The sequence below is a fragment of the Brevundimonas sp. DS20 genome (assembly GCF_001310255.1).
Classification (GTDB): Bacteria; Pseudomonadota; Alphaproteobacteria; order Caulobacterales; family Caulobacteraceae; genus Brevundimonas; species Brevundimonas aurantiaca.
Map to the genome: position 1 here is coordinate 1762674 of NZ_CP012897.1, position 24052 is coordinate 1786725.

The 24052-nt window shown below is 69.9% G+C and carries 26 protein-coding genes; 6 read left to right on the forward strand and 20 right to left on the reverse strand.

What is annotated here, in order from left to right; genetic code table 11:
- Positions 1 to 31: 31 nt before the first annotated feature.
- The 16 genes from JL11_RS08535 to JL11_RS08610 form a co-directional block, all read right to left on the reverse strand.
- A complete protein-coding gene (locus JL11_RS08535) occupies positions 32 to 616 on the reverse strand; it encodes an LPD7 domain-containing protein (protein WP_054765299.1) in 585 nt (194 codons plus the stop codon).
- Positions 613 to 2433, reverse strand: a complete 1821-nt coding sequence (locus JL11_RS08540; RefSeq protein ID WP_054765300.1) for a type IV secretory system conjugative DNA transfer family protein — start codon at positions 2431 to 2433, stop codon at positions 613 to 615. Before JL11_RS08540 ends, JL11_RS08535 begins: the two co-directional genes overlap by 4 nt.
- Positions 2399 to 3406 carry a P-type DNA transfer ATPase VirB11 gene (virB11, locus tag JL11_RS08545; protein WP_054765301.1) on the reverse strand — a complete coding sequence of 336 codons (1008 nt, stop codon included), beginning with the start codon at positions 3404 to 3406 and terminating at the stop codon, positions 2399 to 2401. The genes JL11_RS08540 and virB11 overlap by 35 nt, the downstream gene beginning before the upstream one ends.
- Positions 3406 to 4521 (reverse strand): type IV secretion system protein VirB10, encoded by a 1116-nt coding sequence (gene virB10 / locus JL11_RS08550; RefSeq protein ID WP_197273290.1) that lies wholly within the window; start codon positions 4519 to 4521, stop codon positions 3406 to 3408. The genes virB11 and virB10 overlap by 1 nt, the downstream gene beginning before the upstream one ends.
- Positions 4518 to 5345 (reverse strand): TrbG/VirB9 family P-type conjugative transfer protein, encoded by an 828-nt coding sequence (locus JL11_RS08555; RefSeq protein ID WP_054765302.1) that lies wholly within the window; start codon positions 5343 to 5345, stop codon positions 4518 to 4520. The genes virB10 and JL11_RS08555 overlap by 4 nt, the downstream gene beginning before the upstream one ends.
- Positions 5342 to 6025: a virB8 family protein gene (locus tag JL11_RS08560; protein ID WP_054765303.1), complete on the reverse strand. Its 684-nt coding sequence runs from the start codon at positions 6023 to 6025 to the stop codon at positions 5342 to 5344. Before JL11_RS08560 ends, JL11_RS08555 begins: the two co-directional genes overlap by 4 nt.
- Positions 6026 to 6214: 189 nt before the next feature.
- Entirely contained in the window at positions 6215 to 7135 is a 921-nt protein-coding gene (locus tag JL11_RS08565) for a type IV secretion system protein (RefSeq protein ID WP_054765304.1), read from the reverse strand.
- 9 nt (positions 7136 to 7144) lie between these two features.
- Positions 7145 to 7360: an EexN family lipoprotein gene (locus tag JL11_RS08570; RefSeq protein WP_054765305.1), complete on the reverse strand. Its 216-nt coding sequence runs from the start codon at positions 7358 to 7360 to the stop codon at positions 7145 to 7147.
- Positions 7357 to 8085 (reverse strand): type IV secretion system protein, encoded by a 729-nt coding sequence (locus JL11_RS08575; RefSeq protein ID WP_054765306.1) that lies wholly within the window; start codon positions 8083 to 8085, stop codon positions 7357 to 7359. Before JL11_RS08575 ends, JL11_RS08570 begins: the two co-directional genes overlap by 4 nt.
- Entirely contained in the window at positions 8082 to 10457 is a 2376-nt protein-coding gene (locus tag JL11_RS08580) for a VirB4 family type IV secretion/conjugal transfer ATPase (RefSeq protein ID WP_224761366.1), read from the reverse strand. Before JL11_RS08580 ends, JL11_RS08575 begins: the two co-directional genes overlap by 4 nt.
- Complete coding sequence (locus tag JL11_RS08585) at positions 10450 to 10785, reverse strand: type IV secretion system protein VirB3 (protein WP_054765307.1); 336 nt, start codon at positions 10783 to 10785, stop codon at positions 10450 to 10452. Before JL11_RS08585 ends, JL11_RS08580 begins: the two co-directional genes overlap by 8 nt.
- Entirely contained in the window at positions 10778 to 10960 is a 183-nt protein-coding gene (locus JL11_RS08590) for a hypothetical protein (RefSeq protein ID WP_054765308.1), read from the reverse strand. The genes JL11_RS08585 and JL11_RS08590 overlap by 8 nt, the downstream gene beginning before the upstream one ends.
- Positions 10960 to 11259: a TrbC/VirB2 family protein gene (locus JL11_RS08595; protein ID WP_054765309.1), complete on the reverse strand. Its 300-nt coding sequence runs from the start codon at positions 11257 to 11259 to the stop codon at positions 10960 to 10962. The genes JL11_RS08590 and JL11_RS08595 overlap by 1 nt, the downstream gene beginning before the upstream one ends.
- Positions 11256 to 11870, reverse strand: a complete 615-nt coding sequence (locus JL11_RS08600) for a lytic transglycosylase domain-containing protein (protein ID WP_054765310.1) — start codon at positions 11868 to 11870, stop codon at positions 11256 to 11258. Before JL11_RS08600 ends, JL11_RS08595 begins: the two co-directional genes overlap by 4 nt.
- Before the next feature lie 76 nt (positions 11871 to 11946).
- On the reverse strand, positions 11947 to 12210 hold the full coding sequence (locus tag JL11_RS08605; RefSeq protein ID WP_054765311.1) for a helix-turn-helix domain-containing protein: 264 nt from the start codon (positions 12208 to 12210) through the stop codon (positions 11947 to 11949).
- An 82-nt stretch (positions 12211 to 12292) separates the two neighbouring features.
- A complete protein-coding gene (locus JL11_RS08610) occupies positions 12293 to 12787 on the reverse strand; it encodes an XRE family transcriptional regulator (RefSeq protein ID WP_197273291.1) in 495 nt (164 codons plus the stop codon).
- A 221-nt stretch (positions 12788 to 13008) separates the two neighbouring features.
- On the opposite strand from JL11_RS08610, the gene JL11_RS08615 reads away from it, so the two are divergent.
- The 5 genes from JL11_RS08615 (at position 13009) to JL11_RS08625 (ending at position 16466) form a co-directional block, all read left to right on the forward strand.
- Complete coding sequence (locus JL11_RS08615) at positions 13009 to 13587, forward strand: GntR family transcriptional regulator (protein WP_054765312.1); 579 nt, start codon at positions 13009 to 13011, stop codon at positions 13585 to 13587.
- 69 nt (positions 13588 to 13656) lie between these two features.
- Complete coding sequence (locus JL11_RS18080; protein WP_256375774.1) at positions 13657 to 13782, forward strand: hypothetical protein; 126 nt, start codon at positions 13657 to 13659, stop codon at positions 13780 to 13782.
- 92 nt (positions 13783 to 13874) lie between these two features.
- Complete coding sequence (locus JL11_RS18085; RefSeq protein WP_256371839.1) at positions 13875 to 14000, forward strand: hypothetical protein; 126 nt, start codon at positions 13875 to 13877, stop codon at positions 13998 to 14000.
- 92 nt (positions 14001 to 14092) lie between these two features.
- Entirely contained in the window at positions 14093 to 14749 is a 657-nt protein-coding gene (locus tag JL11_RS08620) for a lasso peptide biosynthesis B2 protein (protein WP_054765313.1), read from the forward strand.
- Between the two features lies 1 nt (position 14750).
- Complete coding sequence (locus JL11_RS08625) at positions 14751 to 16466, forward strand: asparagine synthase-related protein (RefSeq protein WP_054765314.1); 1716 nt, start codon at positions 14751 to 14753, stop codon at positions 16464 to 16466.
- Here JL11_RS08625 and JL11_RS08630 read toward each other — a convergent pair.
- From JL11_RS08630 to JL11_RS08645, 4 genes are all read right to left on the reverse strand, one after another.
- A complete protein-coding gene (locus tag JL11_RS08630; protein ID WP_125900825.1) occupies positions 16399 to 18774 on the reverse strand; it encodes a S9 family peptidase in 2376 nt (791 codons plus the stop codon). The genes JL11_RS08625 and JL11_RS08630 overlap by 68 nt on opposite strands.
- Before the next feature lie 12 nt (positions 18775 to 18786).
- Positions 18787 to 21738, reverse strand: coding sequence for a TonB-dependent receptor (locus JL11_RS08635; protein ID WP_082382648.1), 2952 nt, complete (start codon positions 21736 to 21738; stop codon positions 18787 to 18789).
- A gap of 91 nt (positions 21739 to 21829) precedes the next feature.
- Complete coding sequence (locus JL11_RS08640; RefSeq protein ID WP_224761368.1) at positions 21830 to 22813, reverse strand: FecR family protein; 984 nt, start codon at positions 22811 to 22813, stop codon at positions 21830 to 21832.
- A 10-nt stretch (positions 22814 to 22823) separates the two neighbouring features.
- A complete protein-coding gene (locus JL11_RS08645) occupies positions 22824 to 23312 on the reverse strand; it encodes an RNA polymerase sigma factor (RefSeq protein ID WP_054765318.1) in 489 nt (162 codons plus the stop codon).
- 483 nt (positions 23313 to 23795) lie between these two features.
- On the opposite strand from JL11_RS08645, the gene JL11_RS08650 reads away from it, so the two are divergent.
- Entirely contained in the window at positions 23796 to 24038 is a 243-nt protein-coding gene (locus JL11_RS08650) for a helix-turn-helix domain-containing protein (protein ID WP_082382649.1), read from the forward strand.
- Positions 24039 to 24052: the final 14 nt, after the last annotated feature.

Consider the following 24052-nt stretch of genomic DNA (forward strand, 5'->3'; position numbering starts at 1 on the left):
GTATCTGAAGAACAATTTCTAGGCGCGACCGCTAGCGCCGCCGCTCGCGGTCGCGCGTCGTGTCCCGTTCCGTCGGACGCGCGCGGCCGGCGCGTGCCCAGGCGGCCTCCAGCAGCCTGGTCTGGATGGCGGGATCGGGGATGAGACGGGCCACCACCACGGCCGCGCGGGCGAGCCGCTCGGCGAGCGGATCCTGGAGGGGCTTCTGGGAGGAGGCCCGGTCGATCCCGGCCGCCTGGCGATCGCGGTCCCTGGGCCGATGGCCGTGGACCTCCAGACCCAGGCTCTGGGCCTGGATCCAGACCTCGCGCCGGAAGGCGGGGTCGCCCGAGACCTGTATCCGCTCCCAGCCGCGGTGCCGTGCGATCTTGAGCATGTCGATGACGGCGTCGGGATAGGCCTGGGTCGAGGTGAGCGATCCACCCCGGTCGCGGAACATCGGCGCGGGGGCACGATGATCCCGGAAGAACCGCTCCGCCCGGCCCCTGAGATCGCGCTCGACCAGATAGCGGTCGAGCACCGCGTCGGGCACGTCGCCCTTGGCGGTCGAGCGGGCGGCTGCGCCGGGCGCGGGCCGCAGGCGGTTGGCCGCCGGCGCGGACACTGGCGGGGTCATGGCTCGCGCTCCGGCGGGGTGGCGTCGACGACGCGGTCGAGCCAGGCCGCGACATCGGTTTCATCCGCGTCGGGCGGGGGCGGAGGAAGGCCTTCGGCGGCGAAGGCGCGGGCGATGACGTCGAAATCCATGGGGTCCTCCTCGAGAGCGGACGGGACGACCGGCGCATCGACCGTCGGCGCGGGCGTGGGAGGGGGACGCAGACGGCGCCGGAAGATCCGCTCCCGCCAGTAGGCGATCTTGATGCCGCGAACGGGCGGCAGGCCGGCCTTGAGAACGATCAGGGCGGTCTGCGGAAGCTGCATGAGCTCCTGGGGCAGCATCAGCGCCCGGCGCTGATCGGACACGGTCGTACTGCGTCGGCCGCGCGCGAGGCCGGTCGGCCGGCTGCGGCTTCGCCCGTCCGTCGTATAATAGCCCAGCCGTTCGCTGAGCTCCCGGGCGATCCTCAGTTCCTTGGGCGCGAAGACGATCTCGATGCCGCAATTGGTCATCACGTCCTCGGCCAGATCGGGTCCGTAGAGCGCCCGGAGCTGGGAGGGACTCTGAAGCACGGCCAGCAGACGCAGCCCGTAGCCCGCCACCCAGGCGAAGGCGTGGGCCAGCACCGGCGCCGGGCCGAGGCGAGCGAATTCGTCGAGCATGACGAGGGTGGGACGGTCGGCGGGGGCCGGAAGGCTGCGGCTGTTGAGATCGACCAGCTGCTGGAAGAGCAGGGCGTAGAGTGGCTGTATCCTCAGCATGTTGTCCGGCGTGGCCCCCAGATAGAGGGAGAGCCGCCCGCGGCGCAGATCGCGCAGGTCGAAATCCGAGACCGAGGTGGCGGCGTCGATCCGGGGGTTGAGCCACAGGCCCATCCGGGTGGTGATCGACTGACGCACGGAGGCGAAGGTGTTCTCGCTGGAGCTGGTGAAGTCCGTCAGGGCGGCGACGACGGGCCCCGGAAGAGGGCGTCCCTCCCGCGCGCGCGCCGCAACGATGCGGGGCAGACGGGCGCGGGCGTCGCCGGCGGTGAGCTGGCGGAAGATCTCGCCGAGGGTGAAGGGGCGATCGGGCGTGGCGGCGACATAGCCGCCGACGCCGATGAAGCCGGTGCGCGACGCCTCCGCCCAGAAGGGATCGGCCCTGTCATGGGCTGGAAACAGCATCGCCGCCATGCGCTGGAGTTCGTCCAGCACCTGGATCGGGTCCGAACGGTCGATGTGATCCAGCGGGTTGAAGCGGGCGGTGCGGCCGTCCGGCGCCAGCGGATCGAATAGATGGACCGTCTGGCCGGCCTCGGCCCGATAGCCGGCGGTGGCGAGATAGTTCTCACGTTTGATGTCCAGCACCACGATCGAGTCCGGCCAGGCGAGCAGGTTCGGAATGACCACGCCGACGCCCTTGCCGGTGCGCGTCGGGGCGTAGAGCATCACATGCTCCGGGCCGTCGGCGATCAGGAACCTCCCGTCCGCCCGGCCCAGGACCACGCCGCAGCGCGATCTGAGACCGGCGCGGCTCTGTTCGGCCGCCGACGCCCATCGGGCGGCGCCGTGCAGAGGGCGTCTCTGGCGGAGCAGGACAGCGACGATGAGGATCCCGCCGACCAGACCCGCGCATGACAGGCCCACGGTCAGCCAGCGTCGCACCTCGGGATCGTGACGGTAGTACCAGAGCCAGCCGGGGACGCGCGTCGGGTCGATGTCGCCGGAGAACCGACCCAGGCCGATGAGGGCGATGGTCACGGTGAGGACGCCCAGGACCACGGCGGCGCCGAGAGCCGCGGTGGCGATCAGCGCCGCCCTAGTCGCCGGGCTGGCGCTTGCGAACCGGGTCATGCCAGACCTCCGTCACACGGAACCGGCCGTCGACCTTCTTCATCTGGACGACGACATCGACGAGCAGGTGCAACAGGGCGCGGATATCCTCGCGCGGCAGATCGCGCCCGCCTTCGGACTCCCGCACTAGCAAGGTCAGTTGCTCGAAGGCGAGGGCGGCCGAATCCGCGTGCACGGTGGTGATCGAACCGGGATGCCCCGAGTTGACGTTGCGCAGGTAGAAGAACGCCGTGCCGTCGCGAAGCTCCTGAAGCAGGATGCGGTCCGGCCGCATGCGCAGGGCGCTTTCCAGAAGCTGTTTGGGGCCGATCCGGGCCAGACCCTGGCCGTCCTTGGAATAGACCAGATGGACGACGTTGCGGTGGGGCGTCACGAACTCGCGGGTGTCCTCGATCGTCAGCAGACGCTCATGATCGGGGATGAGGGCGATCAGACCCTTGGCCAGGGTGGTCTTGCCCGAGCCGGTAGCGCCCGAGATCAGGATGTTGCGGCGAGCGGTGACGGCCAGGGTGAGGAAGCCCGGCCAATCTCCGACCTCGCGCAGGCGCGTCAGCTCGGCATCGACGGGATCGGCGGTCTCGGCGCGGGCGTCGGCGACCTGGTCGAACAGGCCGGCCGCCGCGAACTCGGCCAGGCCCAGGCGTCGCCGCGACGGCTTTCTCAGGGTCAGGGACAGGCCGCCGTCGGCGACCGCGGGCGGCAACACGATCTGGCAACGGATGTCGCCGGGCAGGGTGGTCGAGCAGATTGGCTGTTCGGGGCTGACGTCCTGTCGGGTGTAGGCGGCGGCCGCGATCGCGAGCGTGCGCAGCCAGGCTTCGGTCAGCTCCGGCGTCTCGGCCCAGCGCCAGACGCCGTCGGCTTCGACCCCGACCTCGCCGGGACGGTTGACGACGACCTCCGTCACCGTCTCCGGCTCCAGAAAGGGGCGCAGCGGCGCGAGGTAGTGATCGAGGACGGAGGTGTCGTCCATCACCGGGATCGCAGCCGATAGACGCCGGCGAAGTCCAGATCCTGGGCGACGAAGATCGATACCTCCGCGCCCTGGCCCTTTCGCAGCGTCGGCGGGATATCGACCGAGCCCTGCAGGGCGACCCCGGCCGCGTCGGACGGGAGGCGGGCGGTCGCGCCGCCGTCGTCGCGGCCCACGGCGGCGTAGACGCCGTCGTCGACGATCGACAGCAGCAGCGCGCCCCCGAACCGATCCCAGAAGCGGGTGTCGACCACGCCGTCGAAGCCGGATCGGCCGAGCGCATCGGCGGCCGGCGAGGCGAGGGCGACGGCGACTCCCGTGGGCGTCACCGCCCGGGTCCAGAGGACGAACAGACGGCGCCGGCCTTGCTGGAGGCCGCCGCGATACTCGCCGAGGACCCGGGTGCCCCGCTCCATCAGCACCACGGCGCCGTTGTCGGACCAGGCATCGCGGGACAGGACACAGGTCACATAGCCCGGAGTGGTGCTGTCCATGGCCGTCTGCAGCACGCAGGGGACGCTGGTCCCGGCGGTGATCAGCAGATTGCGGTCGGGCAGGCGGTGCGCGCGGGCCTGACCGACCGGGGTGACCTGCCTGAGCTGGTCCAGAGAGGTCTGCGGTCCCGCAGGCGCGCCGGGCGCCGGTGCCTGCGGAGGAATAGCGGAGCCGCCGCCCGCCCGGCTGTAGGCCAGCAGCGGCGCCCGCCGCGCGCTTTCAGCCAGAGCGCGTCGTTCCTCCGCTGGCGACGGACCGGAGCGGGGCGCGCCTTGAGGTCCGGCCTCGATCGGCGGAACGGAAGGCCCGTCGTCGAGCACGGGGGCCTGGGGATCGACGATCGGGTCGCTGAGCAAGGGCGCCGGGTCGCGACGCGCGGGCTCGAACGGCGCGGTCTGGCGCGGCGGGTCATCACGCGTCGTCGGGCCTTCGGCGTCGCGGTCGCCCCGATCCCAGCTCGCGATCAGGAAGACGCCGCAACCGGCGGCGAGCGCGGCGAGGGTGATCATCTTGCCGCGCGGTCCGCCAAACCGTCCGGCGATCGGCGAGACGCCGCGGTCCGCCGCCGTCGAGGCCGGGGACGGACTCTCGTCCGGAGGCGGCGCCGCGACCCCGGTCATGACGGATCTCCGAGGGGAGCCCGATCGACGACAGGCGAGGCCGTGCCCGTGCCCAGGCCCCTGCCGCGCGGATCGAAGGCGTCGTTGAACAGGCAGAGGACCGATGATCCGCGTCTCAGCCGCAGGCCGCGCGCGACTCCGTGGACGACCACCAACTCACCGCGCACGTCGTAGGGGATAAGCCGCTCCGAGCCGTCCTCGGCGACCTCGAACAGGGCCGGCAAGGCCTGAACCCCCGGAAAGCGCAGGATAGTGAAGCGGCCGTTGTCGCTGACCTCGCTCGGCTGCAGGGCCGCGTCGCCCTGTGCGGACCAGGCCAGATTGCGCGGACCCTCGAGCACGCCGCGGTCCAGTTCGAGGCCGATCAGGCGCTGTTCGACCGCCTCGGCCTGAACGGCAAGGGCGCGGGCGGTCTGGGCCTGATCGTCGGCCGGGTAGCGGAAGCGCACCTGATAGGCGAGGGCGGCGCGGTCGCCAGGGTCGCGCGCGACCAGTTCGAAGGCGTAGTGGCGGATGACGCCGGCCCGCTCGGTGACCACCAGCAGATTGGTCGCCTGATGGCGCTCGCGCGGCTTCAGGAACAGCACCGACCCTTCGGCGGCCACCTCCCAGGCGACGCTGTCGCCGATCGCGGCGTGGCGGATGATCTCCTCGGGGGAGAAGACGATCTGGGTCGCCGTCCGGAAGGCGCCGGCGATGCGGTAGACCGCCGTCGGGTCGTAGACGGCCTCCCGGATCCGGGGATCGGGGGGTGTTTGCGCCATCGCCGGGGCGGCGAGAACAAGCCCGGCGATCAGGGCCAGGGCCGGCAGGGGACGTGTCATCGGATGACCTCCGGATCGGCGCGGTAGGAGGTCACCTGGAAGCCGAGAGGGTTCCTCAGCCGGTCAGGCTCCGACATCGGCGCGCGCGTGTAGGTGAAGGCAATGGTGGCGATCCAGTCGCTCTCGACGGTCTGCTGGTCCTGTCGGACCGTGCGTCGGAAGCGGACATTGGCGACGCCGTCGTTGATGAAGCCTATGGCGCGGATCGCCACGATGGCCTCGCCGTCCGGACCGTAGAGATTCTGCGGACTGGCCGGGTTGGAACCCCGGAATAGATCGGCCCAACGGCGTTGCTCGCCGGGCGCGGACAGGATGGACACCAGCCGGAAGGCGTCCTCCGCCGCCGGATCGAGATAGCCCTCCCGCTGGCGGACATATTGTCCGAGGAAATATTTGCTGACCGCTTCCTCGTAACGGACCGGCCCGTCCTCGGCGGAGAGGCCGCGCATGACGTCGACCGCGCCGGTGGCCTGATCGACCCGGATCACGAAGGGCTCGGTCGATTTGAGCGGCGTCAGCAGGGCGACGGCTCCGGTCGAGACCACGGCCAGACCCGTGGCGAGCGCTGCGGCGGACCAGGCCAGGCGGCGTGAGCGGAGCGCCGAAGCCAGGCGGTCTTGGTCCCAGCGCCGCGCCTCGACGAAATAGCGCTGCAGCTCTGAGGAGTGGACGCCGCTCATGCGCAGCCTCCCGTGTCCGGTGAGGCGACGGATTCGGCGGGAGGCTCGGACGCGGGCGTCAGCACCGATCCGTAGGGGTTGGCCGGTCGCCGGGCGGAGCCGTCGCAGGTCGGCAGCGAGGGATCGCCGCGGTGGGCGCAGGCTCCCAGCAGCAACAGGCTAGCGAGCAGAAGTGAGCGGTAGGTCATGTCAGGCGCCTCTCGGTCGGATGGAGCCGCCGCTCCTCGGGGGTTGGCGGCTGGATTCCTGCGGACCCTGGGCGCGGCCCGAGCCGCTTCCGCCCAGGGCGGCGGCGTTGGCGAAGTCGGCCAGGCCGGCGCTAGCGCCGCCGGCGATCCCGGCGGCGATGGCGGGGGTTTGCAGGAAGAAGATCGCGCCCAGCAGGCACAGGGCGATGAAGATCAGGCCGCCAATCATCGGATCGGCGCCCTGGATCGCGCCCCATTGATCGCGCACCAGCGACAACACGAGCTGGAAGATGACGATGATCAGGGCGAACAGGACGAGATAGTTCACCGCCTGGCTGAGCCAGCCGAAGAAGAAGCGCCGGGTCGCGTCGAAGAGGGCGCAGGCGATGAAGATCGGGCCGAGCGTGACGAGCAGGGCGAGCGCCAGCTTGGCCACCAGCACCACGCCGAAGCCGAGGGCCGCGGCCAGGGCGCCGACGAGGAAGACCGCCGCCGACACCACATAGGGGCCGGGATTGAAGGCCGAGGCGTCGCGCGAGATGTCCTCGCCCAGCCAGGCGGCGTAGGCGAAGAACTGGTCGAAGGCCGCGCCGACGCTGGGCGTATCCGCACCGCTGACCGCCCGGGTCAGGGCGTTGGGCAGTCCGGTGAACAACGGCTCGGTGACGAAGGTGGAATAGGCCGCCGTCGTCGCCAGCAGATAGAGGAAGGCCAGCTTCAGCGAGCGAACGGCGAAATCCATCACCGGCTCGCTGATCGCGCCGCGCAGGATGGCGACGCCGTAGAGCACGACATAGAGGACCAGGGCGATGCGCAGCGGTCCTTCGACCTCGGCGATGACCGAGGACAGCCGGTCGCCGAGAAAGACGTTCAACCGCTCGTCGATGAAGTCGTAGCTGGGCTCGAAGACGCGGAAGCTCATGGCCGGTCCTCAGAAAGCCTGCTCATAGGCGCCCATCCGGGCGTCGCGCCGGGCCTCGGCCAGGCCGCGACGCGCCGCGTCGCACTCCGTTTCCGTCCGGCCGGCGTCGCAGGCGGCCACGACCCGGGCCGCCGCGTCCGGGTCGGCCGCGAATTTCTCGGCGGTTCGGTCCGGCGCACTGCAGCCGGCGAGCGCGACGGCGACGAACAGGGCGATCCGCGTCACTGGAAGGCCCTCTCGTAGACGCTCATGCGCGCCGTACGGGCGGCTTCGGCGCGTTCCCGGGCGCGTTGCTCCTCCAGCCGGGCCTCCGCCGCCTGGGTCAGGGCCAGGCCTTGCAGCCGCACCTGTTCGTTCTGGATCAGGGCCTGTTCCGCCGCGAGCCGCGCCTCCAGATCCATCACCGCCCGGGCGTTGGGCGCGGTGTCGAGCGCCGAGCGCAGCGTCTCCAGACCTTCAAGCCGCCGGTCGGCGGCTCCGGCCACCGCCTCGCCCACGGCGAGATCGCGCGCCGTGCGGGCGCCCGCTCGCTCGAGACTGTCCCGGTAATAGGCGCCGGCCGGGCTCAGATCGCCCGTCGGCGGCGTATACAGTCGGGTGTCGCGACGGATGGCGTCGGCGCGGTCGGCCAGGTCACCGAGCGCGCCGAGGTCGCCGTTCGCCGCCGCTCGCAGCGACCGCATATCGGGCAGGGGATTGCGCACGGTCGGCAGGCCGAGCTCGCCGGCCAGGGCGTTGACGTCGGACAGGTCGTTGAGACTGTCGAACAGCCGCTGGCCCTGTTCGACCTGGGTCTGCAGCGCTTTCAACTGATCCAGGGTGGTGCGCGCCTCCTCGATCATCTGGGCGAGGGCCCTCGGGTCGTGGACGATCTGCTGGGCCCGGGCGGCCGGAGCGCCAGCGACAACGAGGGCGACGACGGCCGCGGCGGACAGGATTCGGGCTCTCACAGGAACCTCCTCTGGTCATGGAAGGGGGCGCGCCATTGCGCGTAGTCGTCGCCCGCCTCGGCGCGCAGACGGTCGAGCAAGGCGACGGTCTCGGTCCGGCCGGACAGGATGGCCAAGGCGTCGTCCATGCCGCGCAGGTCGAGCTCGACCACCACGCTGTCGTGTCCCTGTTTGACCAGGAAGCGGTGCGACTCCGGGGTCAGCACCTCGCGGACGAGCCGGAACTCCTCCTGGGTCAGGCCAAAGCCGTCGATGTAGTCCCGGGCCTGGGCGTGGGCGTTGGGCAGGAAGATCTTGGTCGCGCACTGCTCGAGGATGGCATGGGCGATGGGCGAGCGGAGCGCGTCGGCCGGCGACTGGGTGCCGAACACCATCAGGGCGTTCTGCTTGCGCCAGGTCTTGAGACCATCCCGGGCGAGCTCGGTGAAGGCCGGATCGTCCAGCACCTTCCAGAACTCATCGATGTCGAGCACGAGGCGTCGGCCATCGACGCGTTCGGCGATGCGATGAAACAGATACAACATCGCGGGCGTGCGAACCTCGTCGTGGTCCAGCATCTGGGTGATGTCGAAGCCGGCGAACCGCGCCTCCAGGCTCAGGGCGTCCTCCTCATTGTCGAGCACCCAGCCCAGCGGACCGCTGCGCTGCCAACGCTCCAGCCGCGCGCCCACGCCCCCGACGTCGCCCTGGCCGAGCAGGCTGCGCAGGGCGGCGATGGATCGGCGCTCGCGAGGCAGGGCCTCCAGCGCCGCGACGCCCTGATCGATGGCGCGCGCCTCCGGAACCGTCAGGGTTTCGTGGGGACGATCGACCAGGGCGCGGACGAGGCGAACCAGAAAGGCGCGGTTCGCCGGCGTCGGGTCGAGCGCCTTGAACGGGGCGAAGCCCGTCGGCTCGCCGTTGCGCAGGGCGAGATAGGTGCCGCCGCAGGCGCGCACGAAGATCTCGGCTCCCCGGTCCTTGTCGATGAACAGCTGCTGGGCGTCGAAGCGTTCGAGCTGGGCCAGCATGAAGTTCTGGACGACCGTCTTGCCCGATCCGGACGGCCCGCAGATGAAGGTGTGTCCAAGATCGCCGACGTGGAAGTTGAACCAGAACGGCGATCCAGCCGTGGTGCGCAGCACCGCCACGGCCTCGCCCCAGTGGGCGCCGCGCGCCTTGCCGACTGGATGGGCGTGGAACGGCGCCAGGGCCGCGAAATTCCGCGAGGTGATGGCGGCGGGCCGGGTGCGGCGGGCGAAGGCGCCGGGGAACTGGGACCAGAAGGCCGCCTCCAGTCCGAGATCCTCCCGGGCCACGACCAGGCCGGAATCGGCGAGGATGGCGCGCGCCTTTGACAGGTGGTCCGCCAGGGCCGCCGGCGTATCGCCGTGCACGAGGATGGAGGCCTGGTGCTCGCCCATCACGAAGCGGTTGCTGACCAGGTCGTCGAGCGCGTCCGACAGGCCGATGATCTGGGAGGCGGCGCGATCGCGCGCGGAGACCATCTGGTTCTGCTTGCGCTCCATCACCGTCCGCGCGGCGGCCTTGGACAGGAAGGCGAAGGACTGGCTCGCCACGAAGCCGAAGCTGACGCTCAGCAGATCGTCCCACAGCCCCGGCCGGGTCGTCGCCGGATATTCCTTCACCGCCAGGACGCCGGCGTAGCGGGCGTCGGCGACGTCCCTCAGCTCCAGGGTTTCGCGGCCGAAGATGGCGCGCACCGTATGAACGGCCGCGCCGAGGTGGCCGAAGACGATCGGAACCGCCGAACGACGACCGGTCAGAACCAGCCGCATCACCTCCATCGGCTCGGAGAACCAGAGACCGTCGCGTTCATACAGGCCCAGCCGGCGCGGCGCGTAGCGGTCGAGATACTGGATCAGGTCCCGGCCCGCTTCCTCGATCCGCTGGAGGTGGGCGGTCTCGACCTCGGCTTCCGCCCGCCGCGCCGCCTTCAGACGACGCGCCAGGGCTGCGGCGCGATCGCCGGTCTCGCGGCCCGGGTGGAGGACGAGGGTGACGAAGAGCTCGTTGACCCAGAGCTGACGCTCCGCGACCCGGTCGTCGTAGAGCGCGCCCAGTTCGCCGGCGAAGTCCGAGCGGAAGCCGGAGGACCGCTCGAGTTTGGCCGGGCGGCGCACCACATGGTGCCAGACCGCCAGGCGATCGTCGGCCAGATTGCGCCAGGCCTGGTTCAGCTTGACGTGCCAGTCGTTCAGATCGCGCGCGTCCGCGGTCTCGAAACTGGCCCCGTCGATCTGGAAAACCATCATCAGGGCGCCGTTGTCGAGCGCCACCACGGCGTCGGAGACGTGGCGCGCGTAGGGCAGATGAGGCCGGGCGTCGGCCTCGCGCCGCAGACGCATCGCGCTGACGCCGCCCTCAGCCACGGGCCAGCTCCGCCGGACGATAGCGCCGGATCAGCGGAAGCGGCGTCGCCGAACTGCCGCCCCAGAGCGCGGCGTTGCGCGACCGGCCCTTGGTGTCGACATAGACGAACAGCAGCCGAAAGGCGTTGTGGTCCGCCCGGCAGATCGCCCGGAACACCAGGTGCAAGGCCGGCGCGACGAGCAGATAGAGCAGGCTGCCGCCGACCAGGAAGACGACGCCCGATAGGATGACGTTGACGCCCATGGCTTCCATGGGGACACCAAGGATCATGGCCGGTCGGGTGCAGGCCAGGAACAAGGGGTCTTCGGTCAGTCGCTCTTCAGCCATGCGGGCCTCCGGCGGACAGGCGCGACAGGGCCAGGCCGATGGCGACGCCGGAGGCGAGCCCGGCGAAGATCTGGGCGAAGCGCTTGGGCGAGATCAGCTTCAGGCCGAGCATCAGGACAAGGGCCAGGAGCGCTGACGCCGATCCAATCACGACCCAGGGGAGGGCGTCGTCCATCAGGCGCCGCCCGTGATCAGATTGACGATCTCGGCCGCGCCGAAGACGACCACGATGCCGAGCACCACGATCGCCGCGCGCCGCAGGTCGAACAGGCCGAACATCCAGAGAATGCCGACGACCACGACCGCCAGGACGGCGAGCAGCCGCGCGGTGTTGCCGGTCAGCATGTCGACGACGTTCTGAAGCAGGCCTTCGACGTTGGCGGAGGCGAAGGCCGGCTGGACCAGGATCAGGCTGGTCGCCAGGGCGATGGCGCCGACGGCGCCGAACCGGCGAGAGGAGACGGAGGCGGTCATTCAGAACTCCCGGTCTGGGTGGCGGTGAAGGTCAGGACCAGGCTGGTCCGGGCGCGCGCGAAGACGTCCCAGTCCGCCGCTGGCGCGGTCTGGACCGGGTCGGGCAGCGGCGCGGTCGCAAGGGGCTGGACGGGGCGCAAGGCCTGAACGCCGAGGCGGACGGCGGCCGCCTCGACCCGGGCGACATAGCCGTTGCGGAAGCCGCGCTCGGGATGACCGGTGTTGTAGCGGGAGAGGGCGATCCTCAACGTCGTCTGCGGATCGACGCCCTCGGCCGGCCGATAGCCCGCGCGAAGCACCTGACCGGCGGCGGCGAGGTTTCGGCAGGGATCGAAGGCCGCCTCGACCGACAGGCCGAGCCAGTCGAGGTTGTCGCTGTTGATCTGGGCCACGCCGAGATCGAGGTTCGCGCCTCGGGCCAGAAGGTCGCGCGCCACGCGCGCCGCCTCGGCGGCGTCGCGTGGCGTCCGCGCCGGCCGGGGGCCGCGGTTGACCCCGATGGCGTTCGGATTGAAGCGGCTTTCCGCATAGGCGACGGCCGCCAGGGTTTCGGGGGCCACCTGCGGGGCGCAGGCTTGGGACAGGCTGAGGATGAGGGCGAGGTCCAGCAAGGGAGGCTCCATCGTGAGCCCCGAGCAAAGCCGATGAGTGCCGGCCGCCGCGACCCGCGACCCTCCCGCCGGGCGTTTACGGTAGGAAGGGCCGGGGTTCCGGCGGTCGCTGAACCGCAGCGAGGCGGGCGACGGCCTGGACGCGGGTGCGGACGCCTAGGACGCGACAGGCGGCCATGAGATGCTCGTCGACCGTTCGGGGCGACAGGCCGAGCCGATCGCCGATCCTGGCGGAGGTCAGACCCAGAGCCGCCAGATCCAGACATTCCCGTTGGCGATCCGAAAGACGGTCGCAAGGTGAGGCGGAGACGGCGACGGGATAGGGCGTGAGGACTTTCATCCCCGAATCCAACCGCGCAATGGGTCCCGCGCGCCATTCCGCGAGTGTCGGACCGCAAGTCTACGACCGTGGAGAGGGTCCGCTACGCGCCGTCGCCGGTCCCATCCTCACCGGCAGGGGCCATCAACCGTCCCCGACGCTGTTCAAGCCAGGCCTCGGCTTCGGCGTCGCGCCTGACGGACTGATCGGCGAGGTCCTTCAGAGTTTTGGTGAAGGCGTTAATGATGGTGCGGGCGTCCAGATCGGCGATGGCGTCTCCGGCCTCTTCGTCGAACTCCTGCAGCGCCACGGCGAGGATGGTCGCTAATTTGTTGTCGGCGCACCGCAAGGCGAAAGCGGGCGACCCGAGGGCGAGGGCGGCGAGAATCCCATGCGGATCGCTGTCGGTGACCTCGGCGAAACGATGAATGCGCTCGAGGTTGATCCGACCGGCCCCGGACTCGAAATGCTCATAGGACCGCAACGCCATGTTCATGCCCTGGGCGATGTCCACGGCCCGCATCCGCCGATGAGACCGGATCAGCCGCAGGCTAGAGGAGAGCACCGCGTTCGCCGTCTGGGTGTGTCTGGCGTCCATGTCTCCAGTTACTCCCTCGCCTCCGGCGCCCCACGACCACGAAGCGAGTGCACCCCTACTGGTTGAAAAATGCCTCAGCGACGCGTCAAATGAAAGCCTAGAAAGATCAACAGCATAAAAGCTGCGGGTACCATGCAAGTTTCTTGCGGACATCAGTATAGGAAGCGCGTGTCTCGATCGCCCCGAAGCTTGCCGGTCGTCGATCTGCGTCACGGAGCGATATGGAGGCGGCCGTGAGACAGCGCGATCCTTTTGGCATGGCGCTGGCCAGTCTGCGCGCCGCGCTCGAGGAGGGTCTGGCCCCCGGCCAGCATCTGTCCGTGGTCGATATCGCCGCCTCGCTCGGCCTGAGCACGAGCCCGGTGCGCGAGGCCCTGTCCCGTCTGTGCGGCGAAGGCCTCATCGAGGAGCGCCGCGGTCTGGGCTATTTCACCCGCGCCGCGCCTCTCGAGGATGTTTTGGGCCTGCTTGATCTCGAGGCCGCCCATGTCCGTCTCGCGGCCCTTTGCGCGCCGGTCGCCCAGCCCCGGGACGGTTCGGACGCGGCGGTCGAGGCGTGGATCGACGACTTGATCGACGCGTGTGAGAACCAGCCCTTGATCGAAAGCCTCGTTCGCGTGCGCCGTCGCCTGTCGCCGCTCAGACGCCTCAACGGCCCGACCCACGCGGCCGCGGGTCCCGCGCCGGCCAGCGAGATCGAGGCCTACTACGCGCGCTGGCGGATCGCAGCGATGGGGCTTGCCTCGCGCGTCCGACGGATCGACCCAGATCAGTCGAAGTATACGCGAAATATAGTTTGAATCGATTTGCTTTCCGGCGCTGATGGTTCGTCGTCGACGTTTTGTCGACCTTCAAAACAGGAGACGACCATGACCAAGAGCACCTCGCGCCTCGTGCGCCTCGGGTCCGCCCGCACCATGACCCGTGCGGTCTCGCGCGGCGAATTCGACGAGCTGAATCCGGTGCTGAAGTACACCATTCCGCCCAGCGAATGACCGGACGGGCCGCTTCGGCGGCCCGGACGTCCGGGCCCGGCCTCGCCCCGGACGCCGCGACCAGAGGCCATCCTGACACAGGAGAGGGATCCATGAAGATCCAGAACGAGACGCGCGTCCTGCGTCTGGGGGCCGCCCGTCGGCTGACCCGGGCGATCCTGATGGGACCGTTCACCGAACTGAACCCGGCCCGTCACTGGACGATGCCGCCGGAATGAACCCAAGGGGGCCGCCCGGTTCCGGACGGCCCCGCCGGGTCCCGCCGGCGGGCGTACCAGCCAGGTTCAGCTGTAACAGGGAGAAGTCAGGAATGGCCGAAGCGCTTCGCTCCGAGGACGGTCACTGCGGCTGGCTCGCAGAGGGCATACACGCAGTTCGCGTCGGCGACGATCTGGTGCTGCTTGATCTCGCCGCAGACGACTATCTGTGCCTGACGGAGTGCGGCGATCTCCGGATCGAGGGACGGCGGGCTCTGGGATCGATGAACGATCTTCTTCGCCTGGCCGCCGAGGAATTGCTGCATCCCACGTCAGCGCTGGACGATCGCACCCCGCCGCCGGCCCTGCCGTCGGCGCGCCTTCCGCCCGCGCCACCGATCCGGCCGACGCTTCGAGATCTCATTACCTTCGGCGTCATCTGGGTCGATGCGGTGCGGCGTCGGCCGACGCTTCTGGACCTCAGCCGGCGATACGCCCGGCGTCGTGGTCGCCGGTCTGATCCCGAGGCGCTCGCCGCGCGGGTCGAGGTGTTCCGCCAGTTGCTGCCGCTGGTGCCCTGGACCGGCGCCTGCCTGCTCCAGGCGGAACTGCTGCTGCGCTTCGTCAACGCCGCGGATTTGGACGCGGACTGGGTCTTCGGGGTTCGCACCTTCCCCTTTCTCGCCCATTGCTGGCTCCAGAGCGGCGACCGGTGCGTCAGCGAGGCCCCGGAAACCCTGACCGTCTATCGGCCGATCCTGGTGATCTGAGGTGGGGGCGGATTGTGCGATTATTCTCGTCGGCGACAACCCGGCCGCGCTCGACGGCCTGGTCGCGCCCGTTCGACAGCGTCTGAGCCGGGCCGGCTGGTCGCGCAAATCACATGACCCCTTCATTCAGGTGTTCGCCCCGACCGGCGGACGGCTCGAGGTCGCCCGCGGGCTCGACGGGCACGGCGTGATGATCGGCGAGATCTACGACCGCGAGGGCCAGGTGCTGTCGCCGCGGGCGCGGGGCGCCCTGGGATGCCGGCGGCTGGACGCGGCGCAGGCTCGCGCGGTCTGTTCGGACCACTGGGGGCGATACCTTCTGGTCCGGCGGGTCGAGGGCGACGTCGCCGTGCTCCGTGACCCGTCGGGCGCTCTGGACTGCGTCGCCTGGCGCAAGGCCGGCGTGACCCTGATCTCGACGAGCGCGGCGGCGGTCATCGATCCCTGGCTGCCCGATGGGATCGCGCTGGACTGGGACGCGGTCGCCGCCCTTGTGGGCCGGCCCGGCGAGCACAGACATCGACTGGCCCTGACCGGATTGCAAGCCGTCGCCGGCGGCGAGCTGCGGGTGATCGCGGAGGGCGTCAACCGGGCGCAGCAGATCTGGCGGCCCGCCGAGGTGTATCGGGGCCGGGCCTCGCGTCCGGCACCCGATCTACGAGAGGCGGTGGAACGGTCGGTACGGGCGCTGGCGGGCGACAGGCGCTGGATCGCCGAGGTCAGCGGCGGATTGGATTCCGCCATCGTGGCGGGCGTCCTGACCGTCGATCAGCGCCGAAGGGTCGCCGCCTGGGTCAACCACTACGTCGACCAGCCGGAGGGCGACGAGCGGGATTACGCCCGGGCGGTCGCGGGACGGCACGGCTTTACGCTGACGGAAGTCCGTCGCGACGGCATCAGGCTCGACGCCGTCCGTCTGGCCGCGTGCGCCGAGACCTTCCGGCCGGCGGCAAACGACATCGATCCCGACTACAACGACGACATCGCGGACCGGATCGAGGCGACGGGCGGCTGGGGCTCGTTCACGGGGCAGGGCGGCGACGCGGTCTTCTTCCAGATGCCCAGCCTGCTCATCGGGCTGGACGAGATCTGGGAGCGGCGAGGTCGCGCGCGGTTGACGGTCCTGCATCGGCTCTCGCGCTGGCTGCGGCGCCCCCTGTGGCCGACGGCGCTGGCCCGGGACTGGCGCGAGGAGGTCCGCCAGCGCGCCGGCTGGGACCACCCTTGGCTCTACGATCTGAAGGGCGTCCCGCCGGCCAAGGCCTTGCAGATGTCCGCCCTGGCCTTCTGCCAGACCTTTCAGGGACCGGCGGTGCGCAGCCGCCTCGGTCCCTGCGTCAATCCACTGCTCAGCCAGCCGGTGGTGGAGGCGGGGCTGGCCCTGTCGGCGGTCGATCTGACCTGGGGCGGACGCGACCGCGCCGCCGCGCGCGCCGCCTTCGCGGACGTCCTGCCGCCGTCGATCCTGGATCGCCGCTCCAAGGGCGAACTGGGCGCCTATTATGGCGGCGCGGTCGCCGCGCATCTGGACTTCTTGCGCGACTATCTGCTCGGCGGCGCGCTGGCGGAGGCGGGGTTGATCGATCCCACCCTAGAGGATCGCCTCACCCGGGACGCCCTGCTCTGGCGCGGCGGGCATTCCCAACTGCTCAGTCTGGCGCTGACGGAGGCCTGGGTGCGTCGCTGGCGGGAACGGCTGGACCGCCGGATCCCCTGAGATGCCGGTCGAACCAGTCGCGCACTTGATCGTAGTAGAGCCGGATATTCCCCGGGCTTTGAACGCCGTGGTCCTCGCCGATCAGGAGGGTGATGGCGACGGGGCGGTTTAGACGGTGCAGGGCGCCGTAGAGCTGTTCCGACTGGCCGAGCATCAGGTCGTACTCTCCCACCACCAGAAGGGTCGGCGCGGTGATGCGGTCCGCCTGTTCGAACGGACTGTTGCGCCGATACCGGTCGGGGGCGCGCCAGTAGGCGTCGCGCATCTCGGCCTGGCCGGATTCCAGCCAGCGGGCCCCGGCCGTCGCGGCGAGCGCATGCCCGCCCTCCAGCCGCAGGGTCGAACCAACGTCCCCGATGACCGTCGAAAAATTCATCGGCCCGTTCAGCGCCACCACGGCGTCGAAGCGGGGCGACTGGGCTGCGCTCATCACGGCGGACCATGCGCCGAAGCTCCAGCCCCACAGGCCGATGCGGTCCGCATCGACCAGCCCTTCCGCCGCCGCGGCGTCGACGACCGACAGGATGCGCTGGGCGAGGCCGTCAGCCGGTTCCGGGGTCGCGGGAAGGTCCGGGATGAGGATGGCGTAGCCCGCGGCGACCATCAGCTGCGGCGCCAGCGACAGGCTGGTGGACTCCCGCCGCATCCACCACGGTGGGGCGGGGTAGGCCTCGCCCTGGTAGGGCACCACAATCACGGGCGGCGCCGCTGTCGGGTTCGACGGCGGATAGAGCCAACCGCCGGCGCCGCCGACGCCGGTGATCCGTCTGGGCGCCGCGACCGAGATCTCGTCGAGTTCGGGGTTCAGCCGCCAGACCACCTCCCGGCGAGGACCGCGCTGCAGGCGCAGCATATCGGGTTCCGCCTCAGAGACGCTCCGGTCGAGGCTGATCTCCCGGCTCCAGCTGATCGCACCCCCGGGGGTAGCCGCGACGCATCGAGACTCGGGCTCGGGATCGGCCCAGACCTGGCACAGTCGCCCATCGGGACGCGCGGCCACGGCGAAGGCCGCCTTCATTGGACCGCTCTGCGCCCGCAGTCCGAACGGACCTCGTGGGTTCACCGCCGACATGGCGGCCCCGAGATCGGCGCGCTCGCCGTCTGCACCCAGGCGGATGATGCGACCGCCGCTGGTGAACAGAACCGAGGACCGACCCTCGGCGACGAGCCGGGCGTCCGGAGACAGACTAACGAGCGGCGGGGCGTCGGCTCTGGCGACGAACCAGCCCTCGCGGGCTCCGGAGCGGCCCTTGAAGATCGGGGTCTCGCCCAGCCAGCCGCCCTCGGCCGTCGCCATGCCTTGGAAGTCGATCGGCGTGGTCGGGTGCGCCCCGGCCGGGGTGACGTCCCGCGCCGCGCCATCCGGAGCGACGGTCAGGATCCGGGCCGGTGCTTCGCCAATGGCCGCCACGAGAAGCGCGTGGGAGGCTGGCGACCAGGCGAGCAGGCTCGTCGAGATGTTGCCGGCCTCGGGCGGCCGGACGGCGGCCCCGGTGATCAGATCGACGATCCCCAGCCCCCGGGCGCGGCGCACCTCGCTCGCGGTGTCGGCGGAGGGCGGCGGCAGGAGGGGACCATCCAGGAGCAGCGCGGCGTATCGTCCGTCCGGGGAGGCCTCGAGGTCGAGGAAGGGGCCGTCGGCGATCGCGGCGGCCTCTCCAGTGACGGCGTCGATCCGCCAGAGGCGTCGCGCTGGCAAGGCTTCCGGTGGGCCGTCCCCTCCCACCGTGATCGCGGCCGGCGACCCGGCCGTCGCCGCCGCCCTCAGCGCCAGCAGGCGCGCTTGCTCGGCGCGGGGCCCGGCGAGTCTTGGAGGAAGGGCCCCGTCCGGCATGCCCAGCACGACGAGGGCGTCGTCGGAGAGCCATTCCAGGGACCGGCCCCAAAGGCCGAGCTCCGGCGCCACCTCGGTCCAGACCACATGTCCGGTCGCCATCTCGACGATCCCGAGCCGCCATTCGTCGTTCCGAAGCCGGGACACGGCCAGACGCCGACCGCTGGGTGAGAAGGCGCCGACAGAATAGCCGGCGCTTTCTTCCATCACCAGGAGCGGGCGCGGACGGTCGGGGGCGTCGAGGTCGATGCGGTAGAGCCGGGCGTACCGGTTGGCGCCTTCGGCCTCCAGATCATGGCGGGGGAGGTCGCCTCGGGCGCGCCGTTCCTCGAAGACGGCGACCGCGCCGGACGGATCGATCGCGACCCGTCCGAAGCTCTCCAGCCCCAGAATGACATCCACCGTGAGCGGCTCTTGCCGGGCCAACGCCGGGCACGCCGTCGCGAGCAGGCCCGCGAGGACGAGAACGACCATGCGCATGGTCGATCACCAGCGCTTGACGAGCTGAAGTGAGACCTGCCGGCCCAGCACATTGGTGTTGGCGGCGTCGTAGCCGATTCCCGCCGGTGCATCGTAGAAGGGCGGCTCCTCATTGGTCAGGTTGAGCACATTGAGAGTGAGCGAAAGACCTTCGCCCCATCCGCCCTGAAGGTCGTAGCGGACCTGGCCGTCCAGAGTGATCCACTCGTCGATCCCGCGTCCGTTGACCCGATCGCGTCCTCCGCTGACGTGGTTGAGGGCGCCGCCAAGGGTGAGCGGACCCCGCAGCCACTGGGCCCCGAAGCGCCCCCGCCACCGCGCCGGAAAGTTCGGGGCGCCGAGCAGGTCCTCGGTCGGGGACGCAGCGGTGACCGCCCGATCGTTGGTCAGCAGATGGGTCACGCTCGCGTCGAGCGAGATGTCGTCCGACCCCAGGGCGAAGTGATAGCGGGTCGAAAGATCGAGCCCCTCGACCTCCACGGCCGAGGCGTTGACGTAGCGGTTGTCGATGACGGCGCCGTAGGCGGTCGCCGGGAAGACGTTCGGATTGAAATTGCCCGGGTGGCTGAGCAGGGACTGGACATAGGCCCGGTCGTCCGCGTTGGAGCCGGGGCTCACATAACGGATGAACGGCGCCAGGGTCGGGTCGTTGAGGGCGTTGATCAGGTTCTCCGCGACCGGGGTCGCTATCCGGTCCTCGAAAGTCGTCCGGAACCAGCCGGCCTCGATCCGCAGCCCTTCGACGGCGGCGGGCGTCCAGACGAAGCCCGCGGTCCACGACTCCGCGGTTTCCGGGATGAGATCCGGGTTGCCTCCGTATTGGACGATGCTGATGACATTGGCGCCGGCGCGGTCCAGGAACACCGGGCCGATCCGGTAGGCGCTGTTCAACTCCCTCAGCGACGGGGCGCGGAACGAGGTGCCGTAGCTGGCGCGCAGGAGCAGATCGGGCTTCGGGTTGTAGAGGATGCCGACCTTGGGATTGCTGGTCTGGCCGATCCCCTCATGGTCTTCGATACGACCGGCGAGTGACAGCTCCAGCCGTTCGAGACCGGGCCGGGCGTTGTCGGGACCCACGAGCGGGGCGCGCAGTTCGACGAAGGCGGCCGAGACGTCGCGGTCGAACGCCGTCGGGGGGGCGACGCGCGGCGCCGCGCCGGAGATGAAATTCTCGCCGGAGGTTTCGAAGCGCTCCTGGCGATAATCGACACCGACGGCCATGCGCAGGTCGCCGCCCGGCAGGGCGAAGAGGACTCCGTCGGCCTTGAGATTGAAGGAGCCGACCGTGCTGATGTTCTCGGACCGGAGGTAGCCGGACCCGATAAAGGTCAACAGGGCCGGGCTATGGGCGGCGGGATCGCCATAGGGATTGAAATAGCCGTCGACCGCCGGGTTGAAGGGTGTCGACGGATTGTTCGGCGTGGCGCCGAGCGCCTCGTCGAGCCGGGTCGTCTGCACTCGGTTCGAGGCCGTGAGCCCGGTGGTCTCGCGACCGCCGCTCAGATAGGCCGCGAGGTTCCATCCGGCGAGTTCGCCCGTGATCCCGACGGCGCCGCCGACGCTGCGTGAGAAGCCTTCGTCACGGCCTGGCCCCAGGTCGTTGGTGAAGGAATAGGCGATCTCCTGGTAAGGCTCGCCCGCCACCGGCACGAAGAAGGGATTGTCCGGCGTCACGAACAGGATTCCAATGTCGGCCACCGAGTCCTGGCTGTAAGACCGGTCGGTGTAGCGAAGGTCGCCGTCCAGACTGAAGCCGCCCGGAAGGTCCTGCCGACCCGCCACGAACAGGCTGTGCCGGCGCTGGTGCGGCAGGCTCCAAAGACCCTCCATCTGATTGGTCAGGTTGACTTCGCCAGGGCGAAAGTCTCCGGGCGTTAGGCCCACGCCGTTCTGGTTGCGAGGGACGGCGTAGACCGGTTCATAGGATCCGCTGACCGGATCGAACGCCATCAGGTTGCCCGGGGCCGCATAGGTGAAGCGCCAGTCCGAGCCGCCCAGCGGGCGCAGGTCCGCATTCGCGGTTGCGCGACGGTCGGCGGCGCGCAACTCGCCGCGGTCGTGGAATTCGTAAGCGGCGATGAGGCCGCCGCTGGACCAGTTGAAACCGCCGCTATGGGACAGGAGCGTCTCCTCGGCCCCGCCGTCGCTGGTGCCGCCGACGCGCAGCCGGGTTTCCGCGCCGTCGAAGCGGGACTTCAGGATGATGTTGACGACGCCGCCGACCGCGTCAGCCCCATAGAGGGCGGACGCGCCGTCGAGCAGCACGTCCGCCCGGGCGATGGCGCTGCTGGGAAGATTGGAGATGTCCGAGAAGTCGCCGGCGCTGCCCGTGCCCGCGATCCGCCGACCGTTGACCAGCACCAGCGTTGCATCCGCCCCGAGACCCCGCAGGTTCACCCCGGTCGCATAGGCCGAGTTGCGGCTCGTGCGATCCGCACCCGTCCCGGCCGACCCCTCATAGGCCGCCCCGGTGAAGTTCTGCGGCAGGGCGGCGAGAGTTTCCGCGACTGTTGCGCGGCCTTGCCGGGCGATGTCGTCCTGGGTGATCACGGTGACCGGCGACGGACTGTCCGCGCCCCGAAGATAGGTCCCCGTGACCACGACTTCCTCAAGCTGGGTGGCCTGCGGTTCGGCTTCGGCGCGGGCCGAGGGATCAACGAGCACAAAGACCGTCGGACGGCTCTGGCGATAGGTCAGGCCCGTCCCGCGCAGGAGCTCCGCGAGCGCGGCCTCAGGGGTGTATTCGCCGGTGAGGGCGCGGGCCTGTCGGCCGGCCACCAGCGCGCTGGGATAGAGGATCTGAAGTCCGCTCTGCTGGGCGAACACAGGCAGGCTGCGCTCGAGCGGACCGGCGCCGATGCTGAAAGTCCGGACGGCCTCGGTCGATTGCGCGATGACCGGCGTCGCGACACCCAGCATGAGCGCGGCGAGCGCGGTTGAAGTGAACCTGTAACCCATGATTTCCCCCTCGTTTCTACCCCCGGCTTTGCGGGGCGTGGAGGAGACGTTGGGTCGCGGGGCGTCCCCTAAGTCCGGGCGCAGATTATTTTCATGCCGGCCCGGAGAGGACCAGATGGCCGTCGGCCGCCGTGGCGGCTTCCAGATGATAGAGGTCGCGCAGGGCGGCGACGAAGCCGTCGACGTCCCCGGCGTTGAAAACGCCGCTGACCCGGATCGACGAGATGCGTTCGTCGCGAAGCTCGATCGGTTTGGCGGTGTAGCGGTTCACCTCCGTCACCGCCGCGGCGATCGGCGTGTTCTCGAAGGTGAGCCGGCCGACGGTCCAACTGGTTTCGGCCGGGACATTGACCGCGATGACCCGGGGCGTCGGACCCGAGGTCGTGACCTGCTGGCCGGGAGCCAGGGTCCATTGGGCCGTCGGCGAAGACGGCTTGTGAACGTCGACGCGCCCTTCGACCAGGACGACACGCGCCCCGGAGCCGGATCGCCGAACGTCAAACCGCGTGCCGACGGCGGTGACCTCCGTGTCGCCCGCCTGGACAAGGAAAGGCCGCTCGGTGTCGCCCTCGACCTCGAACATGGCGCGTCCTGCAGCGAGCGTGACCACGCGACGGTCGTCGGTGAAGCGAACGGTGACCCGGGAGTCCGTGTCGAGGACGATGCGGGAGCCGTCTTCCAGCCGCACGGTGCGTTGCTCGCCGATGGCCGTAGCATAGGCGTCTGGCCGCTGCAGGGACCACCAGGTCAGGCTTCCGGCTCCAATCACAAGCGCCAGGGCGCCCGCGACGCCGAGCGGGATCAGACGGCCGGCGTCGCGCATCCGACGCCGCGGGCGCGCCCTTTCAATCCGACCCAGGGCCTCGTCGGCGAGCCCCGCGATCGCCGGGCTTTGCGCCAGCGTTCCTGCCGCGTCCCACATGGCTTCGAGACGGCTGAAAGCGCGGGCGTTCTCCGGGTCTCGCCGCCATTCGCTGAAAGCCCTGATGTCGGCGGTCGTGACCTTGCGCTGGTTCAACTTGCTGAACCAGTCGGCGGTTTCCTTACGCCTGATGTCGGCTTCAGCCTCGATCATCATCCGTTGCCTACAGGTCCAGCCGAGACGCGCAGTACTCGAGCGCCCTCGACATTCGCCATTCCACCGTTTTCACGCTGATCTCGAGCGACACGGCAATCTCGGGATAAGTCATACCGCCAAAGCGGTTCAAGACGAAGACGTCGCGGTAGAGTTGCGGCATGGACCTGATAACCTGCTCGAGAAGGACTTGGTCGAACTGCGGCGCGGCCTCGGCCTCGGCAGGTCTTTGGAGCGCTTGGCTCTGGCGGCGGCGGCCCTCTCGTCGGCTTTCATCGCGGACCAGGTTGAGGGCGATCCGAAGCAGGAACGCCTTTGGATGTCGGATGTCCGACAGGGCGTAAGGCGCCGCTCGGAGATAGGTCTCCTGAACGACATCCGCCGCAGCGTCGGCCCCGATGTGAGAGCGCAACCGGCGATCTAGCCAGACGGCGTAGCGCCGGTAGAGACGGTTGATCCCGTCCTGCGCCTCCGCCACTAGCGGCTTCGTATCGGTCACCACGGATCTCCGACCCCTCGACGAGAGGGACGGGAATCCCGGCGTGGCCGCGCGATTCTGGGCAGGCGCGCGGACGCGCGCCCTCAGAAGGCGGCAACCGGCTCACGCGCAGAGCGGAAGCCGTCGATGATTGATATCGCACAGGGGATTCCAGGCCCCTGCCGACGCGAAGGTCGGCTTGGTCAGCATGAATCAAACGGAATCCCGAAGCAAGCGGGAGGGGTCGGGCGTTGGAATCCTCTGCGATCGAGGCCCGTTAATTCAGCGGACAGCGCCGCCTCCGTCAGCGACGAACCCCGGCTCCTGCTGCGCGCCTATTTCGCGGCGCCCGACGCCTCCGTCGTAGGCCCAGCCTGTCTGCGGTTCAACCGGCGGGAGGGCCGCCAGACCGCAAGAAACCTGCGGGCGACCCGCAATTCATCGACGTTGCCCGCGTCCGAACTAGCCGTGTACGGAAGAAGTCGGACAACCGGTGGTGTAGTAATGGAAGCTGTCTCCGAAGATCCGGACCGTGGATCGCCCGCTGTCACCCTGAGCCCGCGCGAACAGGAATGCCTGCAATGGGTCTGTCGCGGAAAGAGCTCGTCCGACATCGGGGTCATTCTGTCCCTGTCGCCCCGCACCGTGGACAGTTATCTCGAGAAGGTCTGTTCGAAACTCCGGGTCCGCACCCGGATCGAGGCGGTCGCGTCAGGGGTGCGGCGCGGTCTGATCGACCCCGGATGAGGGAGGGGGCGGGC